17 protein-coding genes are annotated in these 19789 nt (G+C 66.3%); 9 read left to right on the forward strand and 8 right to left on the reverse strand.

What is annotated here, in order from left to right:
• The first annotated feature begins 5 nt into the window (after positions 1-5).
• The 3 genes from ehuC to ehuA are packed head-to-tail and all read left to right on the forward strand — an operon-like array spanning position 6 to position 2175.
• Positions 6-662: an ectoine/hydroxyectoine ABC transporter permease subunit EhuC gene (gene ehuC, locus VV867_RS02115; RefSeq protein WP_328565522.1), complete on the forward strand. Its 657-nt coding sequence runs from the start codon at positions 6-8 to the stop codon at positions 660-662.
• Entirely contained in the window at positions 662-1318 is a 657-nt protein-coding gene (gene ehuD, locus VV867_RS02120) for an ectoine/hydroxyectoine ABC transporter permease subunit EhuD (protein ID WP_009614464.1), read from the forward strand. Before ehuC ends, ehuD begins: the two co-directional genes overlap by 1 nt.
• Positions 1319-1341: 23 nt before the next feature.
• Positions 1342-2175: an ectoine/hydroxyectoine ABC transporter ATP-binding protein EhuA gene (ehuA, locus tag VV867_RS02125; RefSeq protein ID WP_275630553.1), complete on the forward strand. Its 834-nt coding sequence runs from the start codon at positions 1342-1344 to the stop codon at positions 2173-2175.
• Between the two features lie 392 nt (positions 2176-2567).
• Here the strand turns inward: ehuA and VV867_RS02130 are convergent, their stop codons facing one another.
• The 7 genes from VV867_RS02130 to VV867_RS02160 all read right to left on the reverse strand — a co-directional run bounded on the left by VV867_RS02130 (position 2568) and on the right by VV867_RS02160 (position 10073).
• Positions 2568-5021, reverse strand: a complete 2454-nt coding sequence (locus VV867_RS02130; protein WP_328565523.1) for a TonB-dependent siderophore receptor — start codon at positions 5019-5021, stop codon at positions 2568-2570.
• Between the two features lie 115 nt (positions 5022-5136).
• Positions 5137-6087 carry a FecR domain-containing protein gene (locus VV867_RS02135; protein ID WP_109935351.1) on the reverse strand — a complete coding sequence of 317 codons (951 nt, stop codon included), beginning with the start codon at positions 6085-6087 and terminating at the stop codon, positions 5137-5139.
• Positions 6084-6593: a sigma-70 family RNA polymerase sigma factor gene (locus VV867_RS02140; RefSeq protein WP_109935350.1), complete on the reverse strand. Its 510-nt coding sequence runs from the start codon at positions 6591-6593 to the stop codon at positions 6084-6086. Before VV867_RS02140 ends, VV867_RS02135 begins: the two co-directional genes overlap by 4 nt.
• A 101-nt stretch (positions 6594-6694) precedes the next feature.
• The gene (locus tag VV867_RS02145; protein ID WP_089392578.1) at positions 6695-6961 is read right to left on the reverse strand and encodes a PilZ domain-containing protein; all 267 of its coding nucleotides are present in this window, start codon (positions 6959-6961) and stop codon (positions 6695-6697) included.
• Positions 6962-7017: 56 nt separating this feature from the next.
• Positions 7018-8331: an Nramp family divalent metal transporter gene (locus VV867_RS02150; protein WP_328565524.1), complete on the reverse strand. Its 1314-nt coding sequence runs from the start codon at positions 8329-8331 to the stop codon at positions 7018-7020.
• Between the two features lie 16 nt (positions 8332-8347).
• Positions 8348-9235: a lysophospholipid acyltransferase gene (locus VV867_RS02155; RefSeq protein ID WP_089392576.1), complete on the reverse strand. Its 888-nt coding sequence runs from the start codon at positions 9233-9235 to the stop codon at positions 8348-8350.
• 289 nt (positions 9236-9524) lie between these two features.
• Positions 9525-10073: a DNA-3-methyladenine glycosylase I gene (locus VV867_RS02160; protein WP_275628146.1), complete on the reverse strand. Its 549-nt coding sequence runs from the start codon at positions 10071-10073 to the stop codon at positions 9525-9527.
• Positions 10074-10256: 183 nt separating this feature from the next.
• On the opposite strand from VV867_RS02160, the gene glyQ reads away from it, so the two are divergent.
• The 6 genes from glyQ (at position 10257) to VV867_RS02190 (ending at position 18156) form a co-directional block, all read left to right on the forward strand.
• Positions 10257-11204 carry a glycine--tRNA ligase subunit alpha gene (glyQ, locus tag VV867_RS02165; protein ID WP_109935347.1) on the forward strand — a complete coding sequence of 316 codons (948 nt, stop codon included), beginning with the start codon at positions 10257-10259 and terminating at the stop codon, positions 11202-11204.
• Entirely contained in the window at positions 11204-13258 is a 2055-nt protein-coding gene (gene glyS, locus VV867_RS02170) for a glycine--tRNA ligase subunit beta (protein WP_328565525.1), read from the forward strand. Before glyQ ends, glyS begins: the two co-directional genes overlap by 1 nt.
• 80 nt (positions 13259-13338) lie before the next feature.
• A complete protein-coding gene (gmhB, locus tag VV867_RS02175) occupies positions 13339-13875 on the forward strand; it encodes a D-glycero-beta-D-manno-heptose 1,7-bisphosphate 7-phosphatase (protein WP_328565577.1) in 537 nt (178 codons plus the stop codon).
• A 13-nt stretch (positions 13876-13888) separates the two neighbouring features.
• Positions 13889-14656 (forward strand): lysophospholipid acyltransferase family protein, encoded by a 768-nt coding sequence (locus VV867_RS02180; protein ID WP_109935344.1) that lies wholly within the window; start codon positions 13889-13891, stop codon positions 14654-14656.
• Between the two features lie 169 nt (positions 14657-14825).
• Positions 14826-15626 carry an NUDIX hydrolase gene (locus VV867_RS02185; protein WP_328565526.1) on the forward strand — a complete coding sequence of 267 codons (801 nt, stop codon included), beginning with the start codon at positions 14826-14828 and terminating at the stop codon, positions 15624-15626.
• Positions 15627-15783: 157 nt separating this feature from the next.
• Positions 15784-18156, forward strand: coding sequence for a TOTE conflict system archaeo-eukaryotic primase domain-containing protein (locus VV867_RS02190; RefSeq protein ID WP_328565527.1), 2373 nt, complete (start codon positions 15784-15786; stop codon positions 18154-18156).
• A gap of 135 nt (positions 18157-18291) precedes the next feature.
• Here VV867_RS02190 and VV867_RS02195 read toward each other — a convergent pair whose 3' ends face one another.
• Positions 18292-19704 (reverse strand): ATP-binding protein, encoded by a 1413-nt coding sequence (locus VV867_RS02195; protein ID WP_275628149.1) that lies wholly within the window; start codon positions 19702-19704, stop codon positions 18292-18294.
• Positions 19705-19789: the final 85 nt, after the last annotated feature.

Below are 19789 nucleotides of genomic sequence, written 5' to 3' on the forward strand. Positions count from 1 at the left end.
GCAACATGGGTGAATTGCTTCCACTGCTGCTGGAGGGCGCCTGGGTGACCGTCCAGGTCACCTTCTTCGGCTCGCTGCTGGCCGTGGCGCTGGCCATAGTCGCCGCGCTCGGCCGCCTGGCGCCCTGGCCTGCGGTACGCTGGCTGGCCATCGGCTACATCGAGCTGTTCCGCGGCACCTCGCTGCTGGTGCAGCTGTTCTGGCTGTTCTTCGTGCTGCCGCTGCCGCCGTTCAACCTGGAGCTGGGCGCCTACACGGTGGCCATCCTCGGCCTGGGCCTGCACATCGGCGCCTATGGCGCGGAGGTGATGCGCGGGGCCATCGGCTCGGTGCCCAAGGGGCAGTACGAGGCGGCGCTGGCGCTGAACATGACGCCGCTCGCGCGCTTTCGCCGGATCATCCTGCCGCAGGCGCTGCTGTGCGCCATACCGCCGGGCACCAACCTGCTGATCGAGCTGCTGAAGAACACTTCGCTGGTGTCGCTGATCACCCTCTCGGACCTGACCTTCCGCGCCCGCCAGCTGGACCAGGCGACCTTCGAGACGCTGAAGATCTTCAGCCTGACCCTGGTGCTGTACTTCGCCATGGCCCAGGCCATCGTCTTCCTCATGCGCCGCCTGGAACGCCGGCTGGGGCATGGGCGCATCCGGGGAGGCCTGTGATGAAGCTGTTCGACTGGCAATTCGCCTGGCAGATCCTGCCGCAGCTGCTGCACGCCTCGCTCAAGACCATCGGCATCACCCTGGTCGGCTTCGCCCTGGCGGTGGTCTTCGGCCTGCTCTTCGCCCTGGCCCGGCGCAGCCGGCACTTCTGGCTGTCGTGGCCGGCGGCCTGGCTGATCGAGTTCATCCGCAGCACGCCGCTGCTGATCCAGGTGTACTTCCTGTTCTACGTGCTGCCCAGCTACGGGCTGAACATGACCTCGCTGGTGGCCGGCACCCTGGGCATCGCCCTGCACTACGCCTGCTACACCGCCGAGGTCTACCGCGCCGGCCTGGAGTCGGTGCCGCGCGGGCAGTGGGAGGCGGTCACGGCGCTGAACTTCTCGCCGTGGCGGGCCTACCGCCAGGTGATCCTGCCCCAGGCCATCCGCCCGGTGCTGCCGGCCCTGGGCAACTACCTGATCGCCATGTTCAAGGACACCCCGGTGCTCTCGGCGATCACCGTGGTGGAAATCATGCAGCAGGCCAAGAACATCGGTTCCGACAGCTTCCGCTACCTGGAGCCGATCACCCTGGTCGGGGTGTTCTTCCTGCTCATCAGCATCAGCCTGGCCGGCGTGGTCCGCCAGGTGGAAAAACGCACGGCACTGCCATGAAAGCGCCCACCGGAGGAAACCCCATGACCGTCCTGTCCATGACCACCCGGCCGCTGGCCGACGAGGCCCCGCGGGCACAGACCGCCCAGCCGATGGTGCGCTTCCGCGATGTGTGCAAGAGCTACGGCAGCTTCACCGTGCTGAACCACCTGGACCTGGAGGTGGGCGCCAACGAGAAGGTCGCCATCATCGGCCCCAGCGGCTCCGGCAAGTCGACCCTGCTGCGCGCCCTGATGACCCTGGAGGGCATCGACAGCGGGGTGATCGAGGTGGACGGCGACCCGCTCACCCACCAGTTGCGCAACGGCGAGCCGGTGCGCGCCTCGGAGGCCCACGTGCGCCGCGTGCGCGGCAAGATCGGCATGGTGTTCCAGAGCTTCAACCTGTTCCCCCACATGAGCGCCCTGAAGAACGTGATGGAAGCGCCGGTGCAGGTGCTGGGCATGCGCCGCGACGAGGCCCGCGAGCGCGCGGTGGAGCTGCTGGAGATGGTCGGCCTGGGCAACAAGCTGGAGCACTACCCCTCGCAGCTCTCCGGCGGCCAGCAGCAGCGCGTGGCCATCGCCCGCGCCCTGGCCATGCGGCCGAAGGTGATGCTGTTCGACGAGGTGACCTCGGCGCTGGACCCGGAGCTGTGCGGCGAGGTGCTCAACGTGGTGCGCCGGCTCGGCACCGAGCACAACCTGACCATGCTGATGGTCACCCACCAGATGGGCTTCGCCCGCGAGTTCGCCGACCGGGTGTGCTTCTTCCACCAGGGCAACATCCTGGAGCAGGGCACCCCGGAACAGCTGTTCGGCCACCCGCAGCACGAGCGGACGCGGTGTTTCCTCAGTGCGGTGAACGAGGCGAGTTGAGGGGGCTGGTTTTTGTAGGAGCGAGGGGGCGCCTAGCTCTTGCTCGCGAACAGGGCTCAACTGTGATGTCAGTGTGTTGGCTCAGCTCCGCTCCCTCTCCCCAGCCCTCGGCTGCGCGCCCCGCCCTGAAGGGAGAGGGGGCTTGTCCGTGCCGAGAAAAGGAATGGTTTCAGCCGGCAGTCCCTGTGCTAGCCGGCTGACTCCAGAACATCAGCGTCTGCCCAACGGTCCCCTCTCCCTTCAGGGAGAGGGTTAGGGAGAGGGCGTTCTTTGGCCCCCTGCCAATTCCTGCCGACGGAACACCCTTCGCGAGCAAGCTCGCTCCTACGAAAAGCCGAGCCCCCATGTAGGAGCGCGCCCTGCGCGCGATTTCGCGGGCCAGGCCCGCGGTATCAGAACCGATACTCCGCACTGACCAACAGATTGCGCGGCTCGCCGTAGTAGCCGCCGTAGAAGGTGGTATCCAGCGCGCTCAGGTACTTCTTGTCGAACAGGTTGTTGACGTTGAGCGTCGTCGACAGCTGCTCGCTGAGCTGGTAGCGCGCCATCAGGTCGACCACCGTGTACTGCTCCTGCCTGGCCTTGGCCGTCTTGCCCAGGTCCCAGGGCGTGTCGGTGAAGTGGATGCCGCTCTGCCAGTTGGCGCCGCCGCCGACGGTCAGGCGGTTCCAGGCGCCGGGCAGGCGGTAGGTGGTCCACAGCTTGAACATCTCCGCCGGCGCCACCGTGTTGATGCGCTCGCCCTCGGCGTCCTTGGTGACGCTGTGGCTGTAGCTGGCGGTGAGGTTCCAGCCCGGCGCCAGCTCGCCGCCGGCCTCCAGGTCGAAGCCCTTGGTCCTGGCGCCCTGCACGGCGCGGTAGGCGGGTTCGTCGAGGGTGCCCACGACGATCTGCCCGGGGTCGGCCTCGGCCAGGTTGTCCTGCTTGATCTCGTAGTAGGCGATGCTGGTGTTCAGGCGGCCGTCGAAGAACTCGCTCTTCAGGCCCACTTCGTAGTTGTCGCCTTCGCGCGGGTCCAGCGGCCGGCCGCTGCGGTCGCGCTCGCTCTGCGGGCGGAAGATGCTGGTGTAGCTGGCGTACACCGAATGCTGCTCGCTGAGGTCGTAGACCACGCCGGCGTAGGGCGTCACCTGGCCGCTCTCGCGCATGCGCGTGGTGCTGCTGAAGTCGGCGAACGCGGGCACCACGTAGTCCAGCGAGTAGCTGTACTTGTAGTCGCTGGCGCGGGCGCCGAGGATCACCGACAGGGCGTCGGTGGGGCGCAGGCGGGTGGCCAGGTAGACGCCCTGCTGGTAGATCAGGGTGTCGTTGTCCATCAGCGGGCCCTCGGACACCGGGCGCGGCGTGCGGTTGTCCCAGGTGTAGATGTTCACCTCGCGGCCTTCGAGGTCGTCGAGGTCGGGGTCGTTGTGGTCCTCGTACTTCGACCAGCTGTAGCCGAGCACCAGTTCGTGCTCGCGGCCCAGCAGCTGGAACGGCCCCTTGGCCATCAGGTCGACGCCGGTCTGCTTCTGCCAGCCGCTACCGTCGCCGCCGTACAGGCGCAGGCCGTCGCCGGTCACTTTGTCCGGGTAGCCCCAACTGGCCGAGGCCAGGGACAGGTCGCGGGTGCTGTAGAGCTGGTTCAGCGCGAGTTTCAGCGACCAGTCGCCGGCCAGGCGCTGTTCCAGGGTGTAGAAGGTGCTCAGGGTGTCCTGGTCGCGGTGGCTCCAGCGCGAGGCCGGGTTGAAGGAGCGGGAGAAGTCGGTCTGGCTGCCGTCGCTGTAGAAGATCGGGAAGCTGCCGTAGGAAACGCCGCGGGGCGCGTACTTCTGGTAGTCGACGCCGAAGGTGAGCAGGGTGCTGTCGCTCAGGTCGGCCTCGAGGATGCCGTAGTAGACCTGCTTTTCCTGCTGGTAGTGGTCGACGTAGCTGTTGTTCTGCTGGTAGGCGATGACACTGCGCCCGCGCAGCCGGCCGTTGTCGGTCAGCGGCCCGGAGACGTCCGCCTCGGTGCGGTACAGGTCCCAGGAGCCGAGGCCGGCGCTGACGTAACCCTGGAACTCGGCGGTGGGTTTCTTGCGCACCAGGTTGACCGTGCCGGAAGGGTCGCCGGCGCCGGTCATCAGCCCGCTGGCGCCGCGCAGCACTTCCACCCGGTCGTAGATGGCCATGTCCGACAGGCTCTGCGGCGTGGCGGTGGTGCTGGGGATCAGGGTGGTGGGCACGCCGTCGTACTGGAAGCTGTCCACCGTGTAGCCGCGCGACCAGATGTTGAAGCGCTCGCTGTCGTAGTGCTGCACCGAGATGCCGGGGGTCTGCTCCAGCACGTCGGTGAGGCTGTGCAGGCCCTGGTCGGCGATGCGCTGGCGGGTCATCACGCTCACCGATTGCGGCGTCTCACGCAGGGACAGGCCGAGGCCGGTGGCGGTGCTGCTGGCGCCAGTGGTGTAGGCGCGGGTGGCCTCGCTGGGCGCGTCGGGGGCGAACTCCGAGACCACGGTGTCGTCCATCTTCAGCGCCGCGTCGGGCCGTGGCGCCAGGGTGTAGCTGCCGTCGGACTGGCGCTCGGCCTGCAGGCCGGTGCCTTCGAGCAGGCGGCCCAGGGCGGTTTCCACCGGGTAGCTGCCCTGCAGCCCGGGGCTGCGCTTGCCGGCGGTGAGGTTGGCGTCCACCGAGAGCAACACCCCGGCCTGGCTGGCGAAGCGGTTCAGGGCCTGGTCCAGGCCGCCGGCGGGAATGGCGTACTGCTGCTGCGCCTCGGCCGCCCAGGCCGGCGGGCAGAGCAGAGGGGTGACGGCCAGCGCGGCGGCGAAGGTGCCGGGGCGCAGGGCGGCGGCCAGGCGGGCGAGGGGCATTCTGGGCATTGCGGGAGGTTCCTCTTGGGCAGGGCTCTGCAGGGGGTTCAAGAGGTATCCCGGACGAGCCGGCGAAACCGACAAGCGCCGCTGGAGTTTTTTTCGATGAACCGTTGGCGGCGAGTCAGGCGCGGCGTTCCACCGTCACCCAGTAGCGGGTGCGGTAGCTCACCCGCACCGGCAGGCTGCGCTCCAGGGCGGCGAGCACACGGCCGGTGTCGGCCAGCGGGAACACGCCGGTGAGCAGCAGCCCGGCGGCATCCTCGGCGCAGCGCAGCAGGCCGGAGCGGTGGCGCCCCAGTTCGGTGAGGAACTGCCCCAGCGGCTGGCGCTCGGCGATCAGCCGGCCTTCGCTCCAGGCGCTGGCGTTGCCGTCGGCGGCCTGCAGCGCACCGATGCCCTCGGCGTTGAACCACAGGCGCTGGCCGGCCTGCAGGCGCACGGCGGCGGCATGCCGCGGCAGGATATCGAGCTGCCCCTGGTAGAGGTCGACGCGGCTGCCGCCGTCCAGTTCGCGCACGGCGAAGCGCGCGCCGCGGGTGCGGATGTCGCCGGCGGCGGTCTCGACCACCAGCGGCCGCGCCTCCTGCACGGCCTGGCAGAGGATTTCCCCGGCCAGCAGGCAGATGCGCCGCTGGCTGGCGTCGAAGCGGATGTCCACGGCGCTGTCGCTGTTCAGGTCCAGCTGGCTGCCATCGGCCAGGCGCAGGTGGCGGCGTTCGCCCTTGGCGGTGCGCTGGTCGGCGAAGGTCTCGCGCCAGGGCAGGTCGCCGGCCAGGTAGGCGCTGCCGCCGGCGGCCAGCAGCAGGCCGAGCGTCTTCAGCAGGTCGCGGCGGCGGCGGTCCGGCAGCTCGCCCAGCACCTGGCGGGCGGTGGCGGCGGGCACGCTGGCCAGGGTGCCCTGCAACTGCTGCAGGCGCTGCCAGGCGCGGCGGTGCTCGGGGTCGGCGGCATGCCAGGCGGCGAAGGCCGCGTGCTGGTCGGTGTCCAGCTCGCCGCCCCAGTGCAGCATCAGCCACTCGCTGGCGCGTTCGACCACGGCCGGGGCCACCGGCGCTTCGGCTGGGCGTTTCATGCTTCGTAGAGCACCTGGTAGCAGGCCTGGATGGCGCGGATCATGTACTTCTGCACCGAGCTGAGGCTCACCCCCAGGCGCTCGGCGATCTGCGCGTAGCTCAGCCCCTCGAACTGCGACATGAGGAAGGCCGCGCGCACCTTGGCGGGCATGCGCTCGAGCATGGCGTCGATACGCAGTAGGGTTTCGACGATGATGGCGCGGGTTTCCAGCGACGGGGTTTCCGGCTCGGGCAGCTGGGCGATGCTGTCCAGGTAGGCCTGTTCGATGCGCTGCCGGCGCCACTGGTCGACCACCAGGTTGCGGGCGATCTGCACCAGGTAGCTGCGGCCTTCCTGGCGGGCCGGGTAGCGGCCGGAGACCAGCAGGCGCAGGAAGGTGTCATGGGCGATGTCGGCGGCACGCTCGCGGTCGCCCAGGCGCCGCCGCAGCCAGCCGTGCAGCCAGCCATGGTGGTCGAGGTAGAGCTGCTGCAGGGATTCCTTCGCGCCAGTTGCCGCCGACATGGGCCGCCCATCCGCTCAATTGATAAGTATTATCATTAACGTCTTGGCGGCGGAATATACGGCCCAGCCGGGGCCGGCGGCAAGCCTGGGCGCGGCGAACCTCAGTCGGAGTCGACGAAACGCAGGCCGGCGCCCTCGGCGTCGGTGCGCATGACTTCCATCTGCAGCACCGGCGCTTCCATGGGCAGGTCCTGCACCTGGCCCTGCACGCGGGTGCCGGGAGGGAGCGCGGCCAGCGCCGCGTGGCGCACGTAGACACCGCCGTCGGAGAGGTCACGGGTGTGGCCGATGACCTCGCCGAAGCTCGCGTGGACGATCTTGATCCTGCACTTCATCGGGGTACGCGGGTACTGCCTCTGATTCGCCATGCTCGGCATCCGTCCGGAATGTCAGCGGCATAGTCGGCCCGATCCGCCGCCGCCGGTCAAGCGGCCAGTTGCCCCAGCAGCCAGAGGTTGGCGCCGCTGATGACGACGAAGAGCAGCCAGGCCAGCGCGCGGGTCGGCCAGCGGTTGACGAACTCGCCCATCAGCGCGCGGTCGCCGGTGAAGCGGATCAGCGGCCAGAGCGCGAAGGGCAGTTGCAGGCTGAGCACCACCTGGCTGAACACCAGCAGCTTGCCCACCGCCCTGTCGCCCATCAGCATCACCCCCAGCAGCGCCGGGATCAGCGCCAGGGCGCGGGTGATCAGGCGACGCTGCCAGCAGGGGATCTTCATCTGCAGGAAGCCTTCCATGATCACCTGGCCGGCGATGGTGCCGGTGAAGGTGGAACTCTGCCCGGAGGCGAGCAGCGCCACGCCGAACAGTATGGCGGCCAGGCCGGCGCCGACCAGGGGTTCGAGCAGGCGGTAGGCGTCCTGGATCTCGGTGACGTCGGAATGCCCGGTCTCGTGGAAGGCAGCGGCGGCGAGGATCAGGATGGCGGCGTTGATCAGCAGCGCCAGGCTCAGCGAGACCACGGTGTCCAGCCGCGCCAGGCGGATCGCCGAGGCCTTGCCCTGGCTGCCGGCCACCGCGCGGGTCTGCACGATGGAGGAGTGCAGGTAGAGGTTGTGCGGCATCACGGTGGCGCCGAGGATGCCGATGGCCAGGTACAGCGGCTCGCGCTGGCCGAGGGTGTCCAGGCTGGGCACGAAGCCGGCGGCGACGTCCGGCCAGTACGGCTTGATCAGCACCAGCTCGACCACGTAGCAGGCGCTGATGGTGATGATCAACCCCAGCATGATCGCCTCCAGGTGGCGGAAGCGCTGGCCCTTGAGGCCGAGGACGATCAGGGTGTCGAGAGCGGTGAGGAGGATGCCGCCGGTGAGGTTCACGCCCAGCAGCAGGTGGAAGGCCAGGGCGCAGCCGAGCACTTCGGCCAGGTCCGTGGCGACGATCGACAACTCCGCCAGCAGCCACTGCACCTTGGCCATGGCCGGGCTGTAGCGCTGCCGCGAGAGCTGCGCCAGGTCCTGCCCGGTGACGATGCCCAGGCGCATGGCCAGGCACTGCAGGACCATGCCGGCCAGGCTCGACAGCAGAACCACGTAGAGCAGCTGGTAGCCGAAGCCGGAACCGGCCTCGATGGCCGTGGCCCAGTTGCCCGGGTCCATGTAGCCGATGGAGACCAGCAGGCCGGGCCCGGCGAACTGCAGGATGCGCTTCCACAGCGGCGCGCTGGGCGAAACGACGACGCTGCCCCTGACCTCGGAAGGGCAGAAGGGCGCGGTGGCGGTGGTCGGTAGTCCCCACATGCTGGCATCCCTCAGCTCAGTACCACTTGGCTTCGCCTTCGGGGCGTTTCTTGAAGCGCTTCATGGTCCACATGTACTGGCTGGGGTAGTCGCGCACGTAGCGGGCCAGCTCGCGGCTCAGGGCGGCGACCGAGACTTCCATGTTCTTGTCGTACATGTCCGCCGGCGCGGCCTCGAGGATCACCTTGTAGCCGCTGCCGTCGGGCAGGCGCACCGCGTGGAAGAACACCCCGCGGGCCTTGCCGCGCGACAGCAGGGACGGCACGAACTTGCTGGTCAGCGCGGTGGTGCCCAGGTAGGGCACGAACAGCCCCGAGCCCAGGTCCGGCTCCGGGTCGCAGGGAATGCCGACGCAGCCGCCGCGCTTCACTTCCTTGATCACGCTCATGATGCCTTCCGGGGTGGACGGCGCCACGCGGTTGCCCAGCTGCACGCGCTGCTTCTTCAGCAGTTCGTCCACCGCCTTCAGCTTCGGCGGGCGGTAGAAGATGATCGGCTTGGCGTAGGAGCAGTAGAAGTGGTTGAGCACTTCCCAGTTGCCCAGGTGGCTGGTGATGCCGACCAGGCCGTCGCCGGAGGCCAGGGCCTCTTCCAGCACCTCCATGCCTTCCACCTCGCGGATGTACTGCAGCGACTTCTGCGGCGGCCAGATCCAGGCGCAGGCGCTCTCGGTGAGGGTCCTGCCGATGTCCATCAGGCTGCGCCCCACCAGCTTGTCCAGCTCCGCGGCGGACAGCTCGGGGAAGCAGTGCGAGATGTTGATGCGCGCCACCTCGCGGGAGCGGTTGGGCAACTTCCACATCAGCCAGCCAATGGCGGCCCCCAGCCCCTGCACCGCCCGCCAGGGCAGCATGGCGAACAGACGCAGCCCGCCCACCACCAAGGCACCTTTGAATTTCTCCACGGAATGCTCCTTCAGCCGAATGCGCACATTCTAACCAGCGGGCATGGGCGAAGGCGAAAGGCGCGCGGCAATGGGGGCGATAGAAACAGCTTGAATCCACCGTAGGGCGCATAACGCCTACGGCGTTATCCGCCGTTTGGCCTTGGTCCAAGGCTGCTCCGGGTCTGACCACGGAGCACCTCTTTCCGAGTGCTCCGAGCTCAACCGCGAAGCCGAGCATGAGCTAGGTGAAACGGCGTATAACCGCGAACGGTTATACGCCCTACGGTGCTACGAACTCCATCCGCGATCAGGACAGCTCCGCGTGACGATCGCAATCGAGGGTATGGTCCATCACCATCCCCGTGGCCTGCATGAAGGCGTAGCAGATGGTCGGCCCGACGAAGGTGAAGCCGGCCTTCTTCAGCGCGCGGCTCATGGCTTCGGCTTCGGGCGTCACCGCCGGCACGTCGCCGCGGCCGCTGAAGCGGTTGACCTTCGGCCGGCCACCGACGAACGACCAGAGGAATTCCACCGGCTCGGGCAGCGCCAGCCAGGCTTGGGCGTTCTGCCGCGCAGCCCTGAGCTTGGCCAGGTTGCGGATGATGCCCGGGTCCTGCATGCGCTGCTCGATCTCCTCGTCGCTCATGCGCGCCAGGCGCTGGGGGTCGAAGCCGAACAGCACCTCGCGGTAGCGCTCGCGCTTGCGCAACACGGTGATCCACGACAGCCCGGCCTGGGCGCCCTCCAGCACCAGCATCTCGAACAGCGCCTGGGGGTTCCTCTGCGGCACGCCCCACTCGGTGTCGTGGTAGGCGATGTACAGCGGGTCGTCGTTGCACCAGAAGCAGCGGGGCATGGCGGTCGTCCTGACGGGGCGAAGGGAGGTCCCACTATAGCCGGAACACTGTATGAAGATACAGTCAAATACCCACTTCCCGCCGTTTGCGAATTCATCCGAAAACGTGCGCGCACCCCAAGCGGCACGCGGCTTCGGGTATACTGCGGGGTTTTCGTCGCATACCCAGCACAGGTGAAATTCGTGAGCCAGACTACGCCCGCCGTGCGCACCTTCCAGGACCTGATCCTCGCCCTGCAACAGTACTGGGCCGACCAGGGCTGCGTGGTGCTGCAGCCCTACGACATGGAAGTTGGCGCCGGCACCTTCCATACCGCCACCTTCCTGCGCGCCATCGGCCCGGAGACCTGGAACGCCGCCTACGTGCAGCCCAGCCGCCGGCCAACCGACGGCCGCTATGGCGAGAACCCGAACCGCCTGCAGCACTACTACCAGTTCCAGGTGGTGCTCAAGCCCAACCCGGAGAACTTCCAGGAGCTCTACCTGGGTTCGCTGCAGGCCATCGGCATCGACCCGCTGGTGCACGACATCCGCTTCGTCGAGGACAACTGGGAATCGCCGACCCTCGGCGCCTGGGGCCTGGGCTGGGAAATCTGGCTGAACGGCATGGAGGTGACCCAGTTCACCTACTTCCAGCAGGTCGGCGGCATCGAGTGCTACCCGGTCACCGGCGAGATCACCTACGGCCTGGAGCGCCTGGCCATGTACATCCAGGGCGTCGACTCGGTGTACGACCTGGTGTGGGCCGACGGCCCGTTCGGCAAGGTCACCTACGGCGACGTGTTCCACCAGAACGAAGTGGAGCAGTCGACCTACAACTTCGAGCACGCCAACGTCGAGAAGCTGTTCGAGCTGTTCGACTTCTACGAAAGCGAAGCCAACCGCCTGATCGAGCTGCAGCTGCCGCTGCCGACCTACGAGATGGTGCTCAAGGCCTCGCACACCTTCAACCTGCTGGACGCGCGCCGGGCCATCTCGGTGACCGAGCGCCAGCGCTACATCCTGCGCGTGCGCACCCTGGCCCGCGCCGTGGCGCAGAGCTACCTGCAGGCGCGCGCGCGCCTGGGCTTCCCCATGGCCACACCCGAATTGCGTGACGAAGTACTGGCCAAGCTGAAGGAGGCCGAATAATGAGCGCGAAGGATTTCCTCGTCGAACTGGGCACCGAAGAGCTGCCGCCCAAAGCCCTGAAGAGCCTCGGTGAAGCCTTCCTGGCCGGCATCGAGAAGGGCCTGAAGGCCGCCGGCCTGGGCTACTCCGCCGCCCGCTGCTACGCCGCGCCGCGCCGCCTGGCGGTGCAGATCGACCAACTCGCCGTGCAGCAGCCCGACCGTACCGTCAACCTCGACGGCCCGCCCGTGCAGGCCGCCTTCGACGCCAGCGGCAACCCCACTCAGGCCGCCCTCGGCTTCGCCAAGAAGTGCGGCGTGGACCTGGAGCAGATCGACAAGAGCGGCCCCAAGCTGAAGTTCAGCCAGACCATCGCCGGCCAGCCGGCCGTCGGCCTGCTGCCGGGCATCGTCGAAGCCTCGCTGAACGAGCTGCCGATTCCCAAGCGCATGCGCTGGGCCGCGCGCCGCGAAGAGTTCGTGCGCCCGACCCAGTGGCTGGTGATGCTCTTCGGCAGCGAGGTGGTGGACTGCGAAATCCTCACCCGGAAGGCCGGCCGCGAATCCCGTGGTCACCGCTTCCACAACCCGGATAACGTGCTGATCTCCAGCCCCGCCAACTACCTGGAAGACCTGCGCAGCGCCCACGTGCTGGCCGACTTCGCCGAGCGCCGCGAGATCATCGCCAAGCGCGTCGCCGAGCTGGCCGCCGAGCAGCAGGGCACCGCCATCGTGCCGCCGGCCCTGCTGGACGAAGTGACCGCCCTGGTCGAATGGCCGGTGCCTCTGGTCTGCTCCTTCGAGGAACGCTTCCTCGCCGTTCCCCAGGAAGCGCTGATCACCACCATGCAGGACAACCAGAAGTACTTCTGCCTGCTGGACGCCAACGGCAAGCTGCTGCCGCGCTTCATCACCGTGGCCAACGTGCAGAGCAAGGCGCCCGAGCACATCGTCTCGGGCAACGAGAAGGTCGTGCGCCCGCGCCTGACCGACGCCGAGTTCTTCTTCAAGCAGGACCAGAAGCAGCCGCTGGAGGCCTTCAACGAGCGCCTGAAGAACGTGGTGTTCCAGGCCCAGCTCGGCACCGTGTTCGACAAGGCCGAGCGAGTGTCCGCCCTGGCCGCCTTCATCGCCGAGCGCATTGGCGGTGACGCGAAGAACGCCGCGCGCGCCGGCATCCTCTCCAAGTGCGACCTGGCCACCGAGATGGTCGGCGAGTTCCCGGAAATGCAGGGCATCGCCGGCTACTACTACGCCACCGCCGGCGGCGAGGCCAAGGATGTCGCCCTGGCGCTGAACGAGCAGTACATGCCGCGCGGCGCCGGCGCCGAGCTGCCGAGCACCCTGACCGGCGCCGCGGTGGCGGTGGCCGACAAGCTCGACACCCTGGTCGGCATCTTCGGCATCGGCATGCTGCCCACCGGCAGCAAGGACCCGTACGCCCTGCGCCGTGCCGCCCTGGGCGTGCTGCGCATCCTCATCGAGAAGCAGCTCGACCTCGACCTGGGCGAGGCCATCGCCTTCGCCGTCGGCCAGTACGGCGACAAGGTCAAGGCCGAGGGCCTGGCCGCCCAGGTCCAGGACTTCATCTTCGACCGCCTGCGCGCGCGCTACGAGGACGAAGGCGTCGACGTCGCCGTGTACCAGGCCGTGCGCGCCCTGACGCCGACCGCGCCGCTGGACTTCGACCAGCGCGTGCAGGCCGTGCAGGCCTTCCGTCAGTTGCCCGAAGCCGAGGCCCTGGCCGCCGCCAACAAGCGCGTGTCGAACATCCTGGCCAAGGCCGAGGGCGAGGTGCCGGCGAGCGTCAACGCCGGCCTGCTCAACGAGGCCGCCGAGAAGGCGCTCGGCAGCGCCGTGGCGAACGCCGAAGGCGAAGTGGCTCCGCTGGCCCAGGCTCGCGACTACCGCGCCGCCCTGGCCCGCCTGGCGGCCCTGCGCGCGCCGGTGGACGCCTTCTTCGAGGAAGTCCTGGTCAACGCCGACGACAGCGCCGTGCGCGCCAACCGCTACGCCCTGCTGGCGAAGCTGCGCGGCCTGTTCCTCGGCGTCGCCGACATTTCCCTGCTGGGCTGACGCCCAGTGGCTACAGGCTTCAGGCCCCAGGCTGCAGGTGATGCAGCCCGGCCTGCAGCCTGTGGCTTGCAGCCTGTAGCCTGAACATGAAACTACTGATCCTCGACCGCGACGGTGTCATCAACCAGGACTCCGACGCGTACATCAAATCCCTCGACGAGTGGATTCCGCTTCCCGGCGCCATCGCCGCCATCGCCCGCCTGAGCCGGGCCGGCTGGACGGTAGCGGTGGCCACCAACCAGTCCGGCATCGCCCGCGGCTACTACGACCTCGCCACCCTGGAAAACATGCACGCGCGCCTGCGCGAGCTGGTGGCGGAGCAGGGCGGCGAACTGGGGCTGATCGTCCATTGCCCCCATGGACCCGACGAAGGCTGCGAGTGCCGCAAGCCGAAGCCGGGTATGCTCAGGCAGATCGCCGCGTACTACGACGTTTCGCTCAAGGGCGTCTGGTTCGTCGGCGACACCCGGGGTGACCTGGAAGCCGCCCTGGCCGTCGATTGTCAGCCCGTGCTGGTGAAGACCGGCAAGGGCGAACGCACCCTGGCCAAGGCGCTGCCCGAAGGCACGCTGGTCTTCGATGACCTGGCCGCCGTCGCCTCCCACCTCTTGCCCTAAGGACCCGCTGACCATGTCGACAGTGCAGGCCATCAGAACCGTTCTCTTCTACCTGCTGCTGTCGGCCAGCGCCTTCCTCTGGGGCACCCTCAGCCTGCTGATCGCGCCCTTCCTGCCGTTCCGCGCGCGCTACCGCTTCGTGGTCCAGCGCTGGTGCCGCTTCGCCGTCTGGCTGGCCTGGCACATGGTCGGCGTGCGCTACCGCCTCAGCGGCCTGGAAAACATCCCGCAGAAGCCCTGCGTGATCCTCTCCAAGCACCAGAGCACCTGGGAGACCTTCTTCCTCTCCGGCTATTTCGAACCGCTGAGCCAGGTACTCAAGCGCGAACTGCTGTTCGTGCCCTTCTTCGGCTGGGCCCTGGCCCTGCTCAGGCCCATCGCCATCGACCGCAGCCAGCCCAAGCTGGCCCTCAAGCAGCTCGCCAAGCAGGGCCACGAGCGCCTGCAGCAGGGTGCCTGGGTGCTGATCTTCCCGGAGGGCACGCGCATCCCCACCGGCGAGCTGGGCAAGTTCTCCCGCGGCGGCGCGGCCCTGGCGGTGAATGCCGGCCTGCCGGTGCTGCCCATCGCCCACAACGCAGGCCACTGCTGGCCGAAGAACGGCTGGGCCAAGTACCCGGGCACCATCGAGGTGGCGATCGGCCCGCTGATGCATGCCGAAGGCGAAGGCCCGCGCGCCATCGCCGAACTCAACCAGCGCGCCGAGGAATGGGTGGCCCGGACCCTGCGCGAGATGGGCGAGCTGCCGGCACAGGCAGCGCCCAAGGCCGACGTGGCCTGAGCCGGATAGCCAGGCTGTAGAGGACAGGGCCCAATGGGCCCTGTTTTCGTTTCTGGCGCACGATCGGGCGTCACGGCACCCGTCCCCTGTTTTTTGTCCGATACGCCCTCCACGCGCGTCCCTGGCGGCCTATAAGCTCAAAGGCAGGCCCCAGGGAAGAGCGCTCGCCATGTCCCCGATCGAACCGCGTCCAGCCACCTCCATCCTGCTCCTGCGTGAAGCGGAGGAGGGCGACGAGCTGGAAGTCTTCATGCTGCAGCGTAACCCCCAGGTGGCCTTCTGCGGCGGCGCCCTGGTGTTCCCCGGCGGCAAACTGGAAGACGCCGACGGCCACGCCCGGTTCCGCCAGCACTGCCTGGGCGCCGATAGCCTGGACGACGACGAACTGCGTTTCCGCGTGGCGGGGCTGCGCGAACTCTTCGAGGAAAGCGGCATTCTCCTGGCCCGCCGGCAAGGCTGCGAAGGGCTGCTCGACGGTGCCGCCCTCGCCGAGCTGAAGGCTCGCTGGCAGCGCCACATCCAGGGCGACGCCAGGCGCTTCCTGGAACTGCTGGAAGAGGAGTCCCTGCTCCTCGCCATCGACCAGCTGGAACCCTTCGCCCACTGGGTCACCCCGGCCTTCCTCGACAAGCGCTTCGACACCCGCTTCTTCATCGCCGCCGCCCCGGCCGGACAGGCCGCCCTGCACGATGGCGGCGAGGCGGTGGACTCGCTGTGGATCAATCCGCAGCGCGCCCTGGAGGAAGGCGAAGCGGGCCGCCACAGCCTGGTCTTCGTCACCGCGCAGAACCTGCGCCTGCTGCTGGGCATCGACAACCTCGCCCAGGCCCTGGCCATGGCCCGCCAACGCCCGCGGCGCAGCGTGCAACCCTGGCTGGAGGACATCGGCGGCATCCGCCATCTGTGCATTCCCGAAGATGCCGGTTATCCCGAGGCGGTCTTTCCGTTGCGGCCGGGTGGGGGGTTCTGAGTTTCCCCTGAATCCTGAATAGAGATTGGAGAGGAGAAGGCAGAGCCGGAGAAAATTCACGGCCAGACCATTTGGCTTTATGTTGGTCTTGCCGCGGCATTGCCGGTGTGGCGATCCAGGCGGCTAGAAGGGTTTGAAATAAAGGTTGTCTTTTGTGGTGAGTGACACAGAACTGCTGGAACGTTTGCGGGCGGAGAACGCCCGTCTGATCGGACTACTGGAAGCCCATGGCATCGACTGGCGCGACGCCGGGAAACAACCGGCCCATACACCCAGGCCGATAAATCCTCTCGATACGAACGCCAAGCTCGCGCTCTTCAAGCGGCTATTCCGAGGCAGGACCGATGTATTTGCCTTGCGCTGGGAAAGCAAGGCAGGCAAGTCCGGCTACTCACCTGCCTGCGCCAACGAGTGGCGGCCTGGCGTATGCCAGAAACCCAGGATCAAATGCGGCGACTGCTCCCATCGACAACTGATTCCCTTGACCGATCAGGTGCTCTACAGGCACCTGGCGGGGGAGATCGTCATAGGCATATACCCGCTGCTGCCGGATGACACCTGTTACTTCCTCGCCGTGGATTTCGACGAAGCCGATTGGCGAGACGATGCCACGGCGTTCGCTCAATCCTGTCATGAGCTGAATATTCCAGTGGCTCTGGAGATCTCGCGCTCAGGCAAGGGTGCGCACGCCTGGATATTCTTCGAGCACAACGTTCCTGCATACGAGGCACGGCAGCTGGGTTCGGCGGTCATCAGCCACACCTGCGAGCGCACCCGCCAGTTGGCGTTGACGTCCTACGACCGACTGTTTCCGAACCAGGACAGCATGCCCAAGGGTGGCTTCGGCAACCTGATCGCATTGCCTTTGCAGAAGAAGGCCCGCGCATTGGGTGGAAGCATATTCGTCGATGAGACGCTGACGCCCTACCCGGATCAATGGGCATTCCTGGCCAGCATTCAGCCAATGCCGGTTCAGGATATTGCCCTCACCATGCAACAGGCCACGGGCGGGCGTCATCCGTTGGACGTCATCGAAGTCACGGACGAGGAGGATCGCAAACCCTGGCACCCCGCCTCGATAACATCCCGAAAACTGACCGGCCCCCTGCCGACGTCTATCAATGCAACCCAGGCCAACCAGCTCTATTTCGAGAAAGCAGAACTCCCCCAGCCGTTGGCCAACAAGCTCATCAGGCTTGCAGCCTTTCAGAATCCCGAATTCTACAAGGCCCAAGCCATGCGTTTGCCGGTATGGAACAAGCCTCGGATCATCGGCTGCGCAGAGAATTTTCCCCAGCACATCGCCTTGCCTCGCGGTTGCCTCGATGAAGTGCGGACACTGCTGCAGGAGAATGCCATCGGCCTGGTACTCCACGACGAGCGCTATCAAGGGGAGCCGATCGCGGCCAACTTCGCAGGAAGGTTGCGCCCTGATCAGGAAGCGGCACTCGAAGCCGTTCTGGAACACGAAACGGGGGTTCTCTGCGCCCCCACCGCATTCGGCAAGACCGTCACAGCGGCGGCCCTGATCGCCAGGCGGGGGGTGAATACGCTGGTCCTGGTGCACAGGACGGAGTTGCTGCAGCAGTGGAGAGAACGCCTGCAGACTTTCCTTGGCGTAGGCAAGGGCATTGTCGGCAGCATCGGCGGCGGCAAGGCAAAGCCCACCGGCATCATCGATGTGGCCGTGATGCAATCACTGTCCCGCCAGGGCGAAGTCAACGAGCAGGTGAAACAGTATGGGCAAGTCATCGTGGATGAATGCCATCACCTATCGGCCTTTTCCTTCGAATCCATCCTCAAGACCGCTCGCGCCAAATACGTGTTGGGCCTGACAGCCACACCGGTACGCCGAGATGGACAACAACCGATCATCTTCATGCAATGCGGGCCAATACGACATACGGCGACCCGTCCCGAAAGCGCACCGGCCGATCTGTTGGTGATACCGAAATGGTTATCCCAACCCATCGCCATGCCTGAAGGCTCGGGTATCCAGGACGTGTTCCAGCAGGTCGCCAGGGATACGGATAGAACGGAAAGAATCGTGGCCGCGGTGAACGCCGCCTTCGAGGAGGGCAGAAAGGTCCTGGTGCTGACGGAGCGAACGGACCATCTCAGCGCCATCGAAGAAAGATTGTCTGCGCAGATCAAGGACCTGTTCACATTGCATGGACGGCTTTCCAGGAAGCAACGCACTGCGCTGATGGAAAGCCTGGCCGCGCTGCCCAACGACGCACCACGAGTCATCCTGGCTACCGGAAAACTGATAGGGGAGGGCTTCGATCATCCCGCGCTGGATACCCTGGTACTGGCAATGCCGATCTCCTGGAAGGGGACGCTTCAGCAGTATGCGGGACGGCTGCATCGTGAGCATGCAGACAAGGCCGATGTCCGCATCATCGACTTCGTGGATGCAGGGCACCCGGCTTTACTTCGGATGTGGAACAAGCGTGAGGACGGCTACAGGGCAATGGGTTATCGCTTTGCGGATGCTGCCAGTTCTCCGGGGTTGTTCGACCGAGGCTGAAACACTGCTCGACTGCTGTCCCTGGGGCCCGAGATGGGTATCGACGACAATAGCGATTAAATGAGCCAGGCCGCGCCAGGCCTGCTTTTCAGTGTTGCGAAGCCCGCCTGCCAACGTCAGCGATTATATGAAACCTCAAGCCCAGAAAGGCACGTACTTGGCGTAACGCTTGGAGGTATTCTCCGGATCATCGAGCTTTACCAACCCTTGCATCACCGTGGCGGCGATGATCTGGGAAACGCTTGCGCTCTTGGCCCTGGTGTCTTCCAGCTTGAAGCGCTCACGAAGACTCTGGTTCGTCATCTTCTCGTTGCTGACATACCTGAGGCAGCAGTGCAGATAGCAGGCACGCACCCGCTCGACAGGTTCCATGTCAGCGAACTCCTTGTGAGCGTACAAGGCGACGGTGGTGTGCAGTGGAGAAACACGAACATGTGGAGCTGGCAGTTGGTAATACTCGGTACTGGAAACAACCTTGTCGATGCCGCTGCCCTTTTCCTCGCAGATTCCCATCCGCCGCATCAAGTCCGCGAGCCTCTCATTGCGTGACTTGTATTCATCGACGAATCGTTCGGTGGGAATCAACGGCTGTCCCGGGTTGGTGATCTCGATGCGGTCCGCATAAATTTCGATCGTCACCGACCCTCCCGTCTCGTCGAAGTCCTGGTGCACCAGAGCATTCGCAATCAGCTCCCGGATCGCCAGCTCAGGGAACATACGGGCTTCCTCGCGCAGTGCCTGGCCGATCACCTCGTTCATCGGCAGTTGGCCGTTGACGTAACTGATCAGCCCCTCGAATCCCACCGCATAGCCCTTCTGCCCAATCAGATCGCGCTCCGTAGCCAGCTTGTTCTTCCCTTTGTACGTCACTACGCGCACCGCCTTGCGCTGCAAGAACTCGAACTCGCGCAGATCCTTGGCCAGCAACAACGCGCCCAGGTTGGTGATTCGGTATCCGGCAGTCTCGGTCGCGACGAATCTCTCGCTGACCAGTCGCGCAAGAATGCCTTCACGGGTCGCAGCGAGAGGCATCTTCAGCAGGTCGAAGAACGTCTGTACATCCAGTAGGGAAACCACAGCATCCGCCTCCACCGGTACAGAGGCATAACCACTGAGGAAATCCGGCTGTCCTTCTGCGAATATTCGCTTCAACTGGTCCTGGGTCATCGGCACCAGTTCTTCACCAGAACGCATCAGGTAGGCGCCTTCGTAATGCAGTGGCTGGCCGATAGGGCGCGAGGGAACCTCGAACACCAGAACCCGTCCGTCAGGGTGAAGCAGTTCCCGGACATCAACCCGAATGCGCAGCGCTTCGAGAATCCTCGACTTGATCTGACCCGGCTTTGCGAAGGCCGAAGTGCCCACTACCTGGCGTGGCGATCTGTCAGTAACCCCAAGCACAAGATACCCACCGCCTTCATTGGCCAGGGCCACGCAGTAACGCAGCAGCTTCACGGTGTCGTACTGCTGCTTGGCTTCCTTGAATTCCAGATGCTCCGTCTCGGAAGAACCCCCAAGCCAACACTGAAGAATATCCAGTTCACTCATGCACGCTCCCAGGAGAGGCGGATAGGTGAATCATTCTGGCAATAAAAAAACCCCGACTTACCTTTCGGAGAGCCGGGGTTTTCAA

This window comes from Pseudomonas sp. JH-2 (genome assembly GCF_036231725.1).
GTDB classification, from domain to species: Bacteria; Pseudomonadota; Gammaproteobacteria; order Pseudomonadales; family Pseudomonadaceae; genus Pseudomonas; species Pseudomonas delhiensis.

What these genes read in the sequence shown, in the direction of transcription:
- ehuC (WP_328565522.1), top strand. Translation starts at nt 6, where the DNA reads ATGGGTGAATTGCTTCCACTGCTGCTGGAGGGCGCCTGGGTGACCGTC.
- ehuD (WP_009614464.1), top strand. Translation starts at nt 662, where the DNA reads ATGAAGCTGTTCGACTGGCAATTCGCCTGGCAGATCCTGCCGCAGCTG.
- ehuA (WP_275630553.1), top strand. Translation starts at nt 1,342, where the DNA reads ATGACCGTCCTGTCCATGACCACCCGGCCGCTGGCCGACGAGGCCCCG.
- VV867_RS02130 (WP_328565523.1), bottom strand. Translation starts at nt 5,021, where the DNA reads ATGCCCAGAATGCCCCTCGCCCGCCTGGCCGCCGCCCTGCGCCCCGGC.
- VV867_RS02135 (WP_109935351.1), bottom strand. Translation starts at nt 6,087, where the DNA reads ATGAAACGCCCAGCCGAAGCGCCGGTGGCCCCGGCCGTGGTCGAACGC.
- VV867_RS02140 (WP_109935350.1), bottom strand. Translation starts at nt 6,593, where the DNA reads ATGTCGGCGGCAACTGGCGCGAAGGAATCCCTGCAGCAGCTCTACCTC.
- VV867_RS02145 (WP_089392578.1), bottom strand. Translation starts at nt 6,961, where the DNA reads ATGGCGAATCAGAGGCAGTACCCGCGTACCCCGATGAAGTGCAGGATC.
- VV867_RS02150 (WP_328565524.1), bottom strand. Translation starts at nt 8,331, where the DNA reads ATGTGGGGACTACCGACCACCGCCACCGCGCCCTTCTGCCCTTCCGAG.
- VV867_RS02160 (WP_275628146.1), bottom strand. Translation starts at nt 10,073, where the DNA reads ATGCCCCGCTGCTTCTGGTGCAACGACGACCCGCTGTACATCGCCTAC.
- glyS (WP_328565525.1), top strand. Translation starts at nt 11,204, where the DNA reads ATGAGCGCGAAGGATTTCCTCGTCGAACTGGGCACCGAAGAGCTGCCG.
- VV867_RS02180 (WP_109935344.1), top strand. Translation starts at nt 13,889, where the DNA reads ATGTCGACAGTGCAGGCCATCAGAACCGTTCTCTTCTACCTGCTGCTG.
- VV867_RS02185 (WP_328565526.1), top strand. Translation starts at nt 14,826, where the DNA reads ATGTCCCCGATCGAACCGCGTCCAGCCACCTCCATCCTGCTCCTGCGT.
- VV867_RS02195 (WP_275628149.1), bottom strand. Translation starts at nt 19,704, where the DNA reads ATGAGTGAACTGGATATTCTTCAGTGTTGGCTTGGGGGTTCTTCCGAG.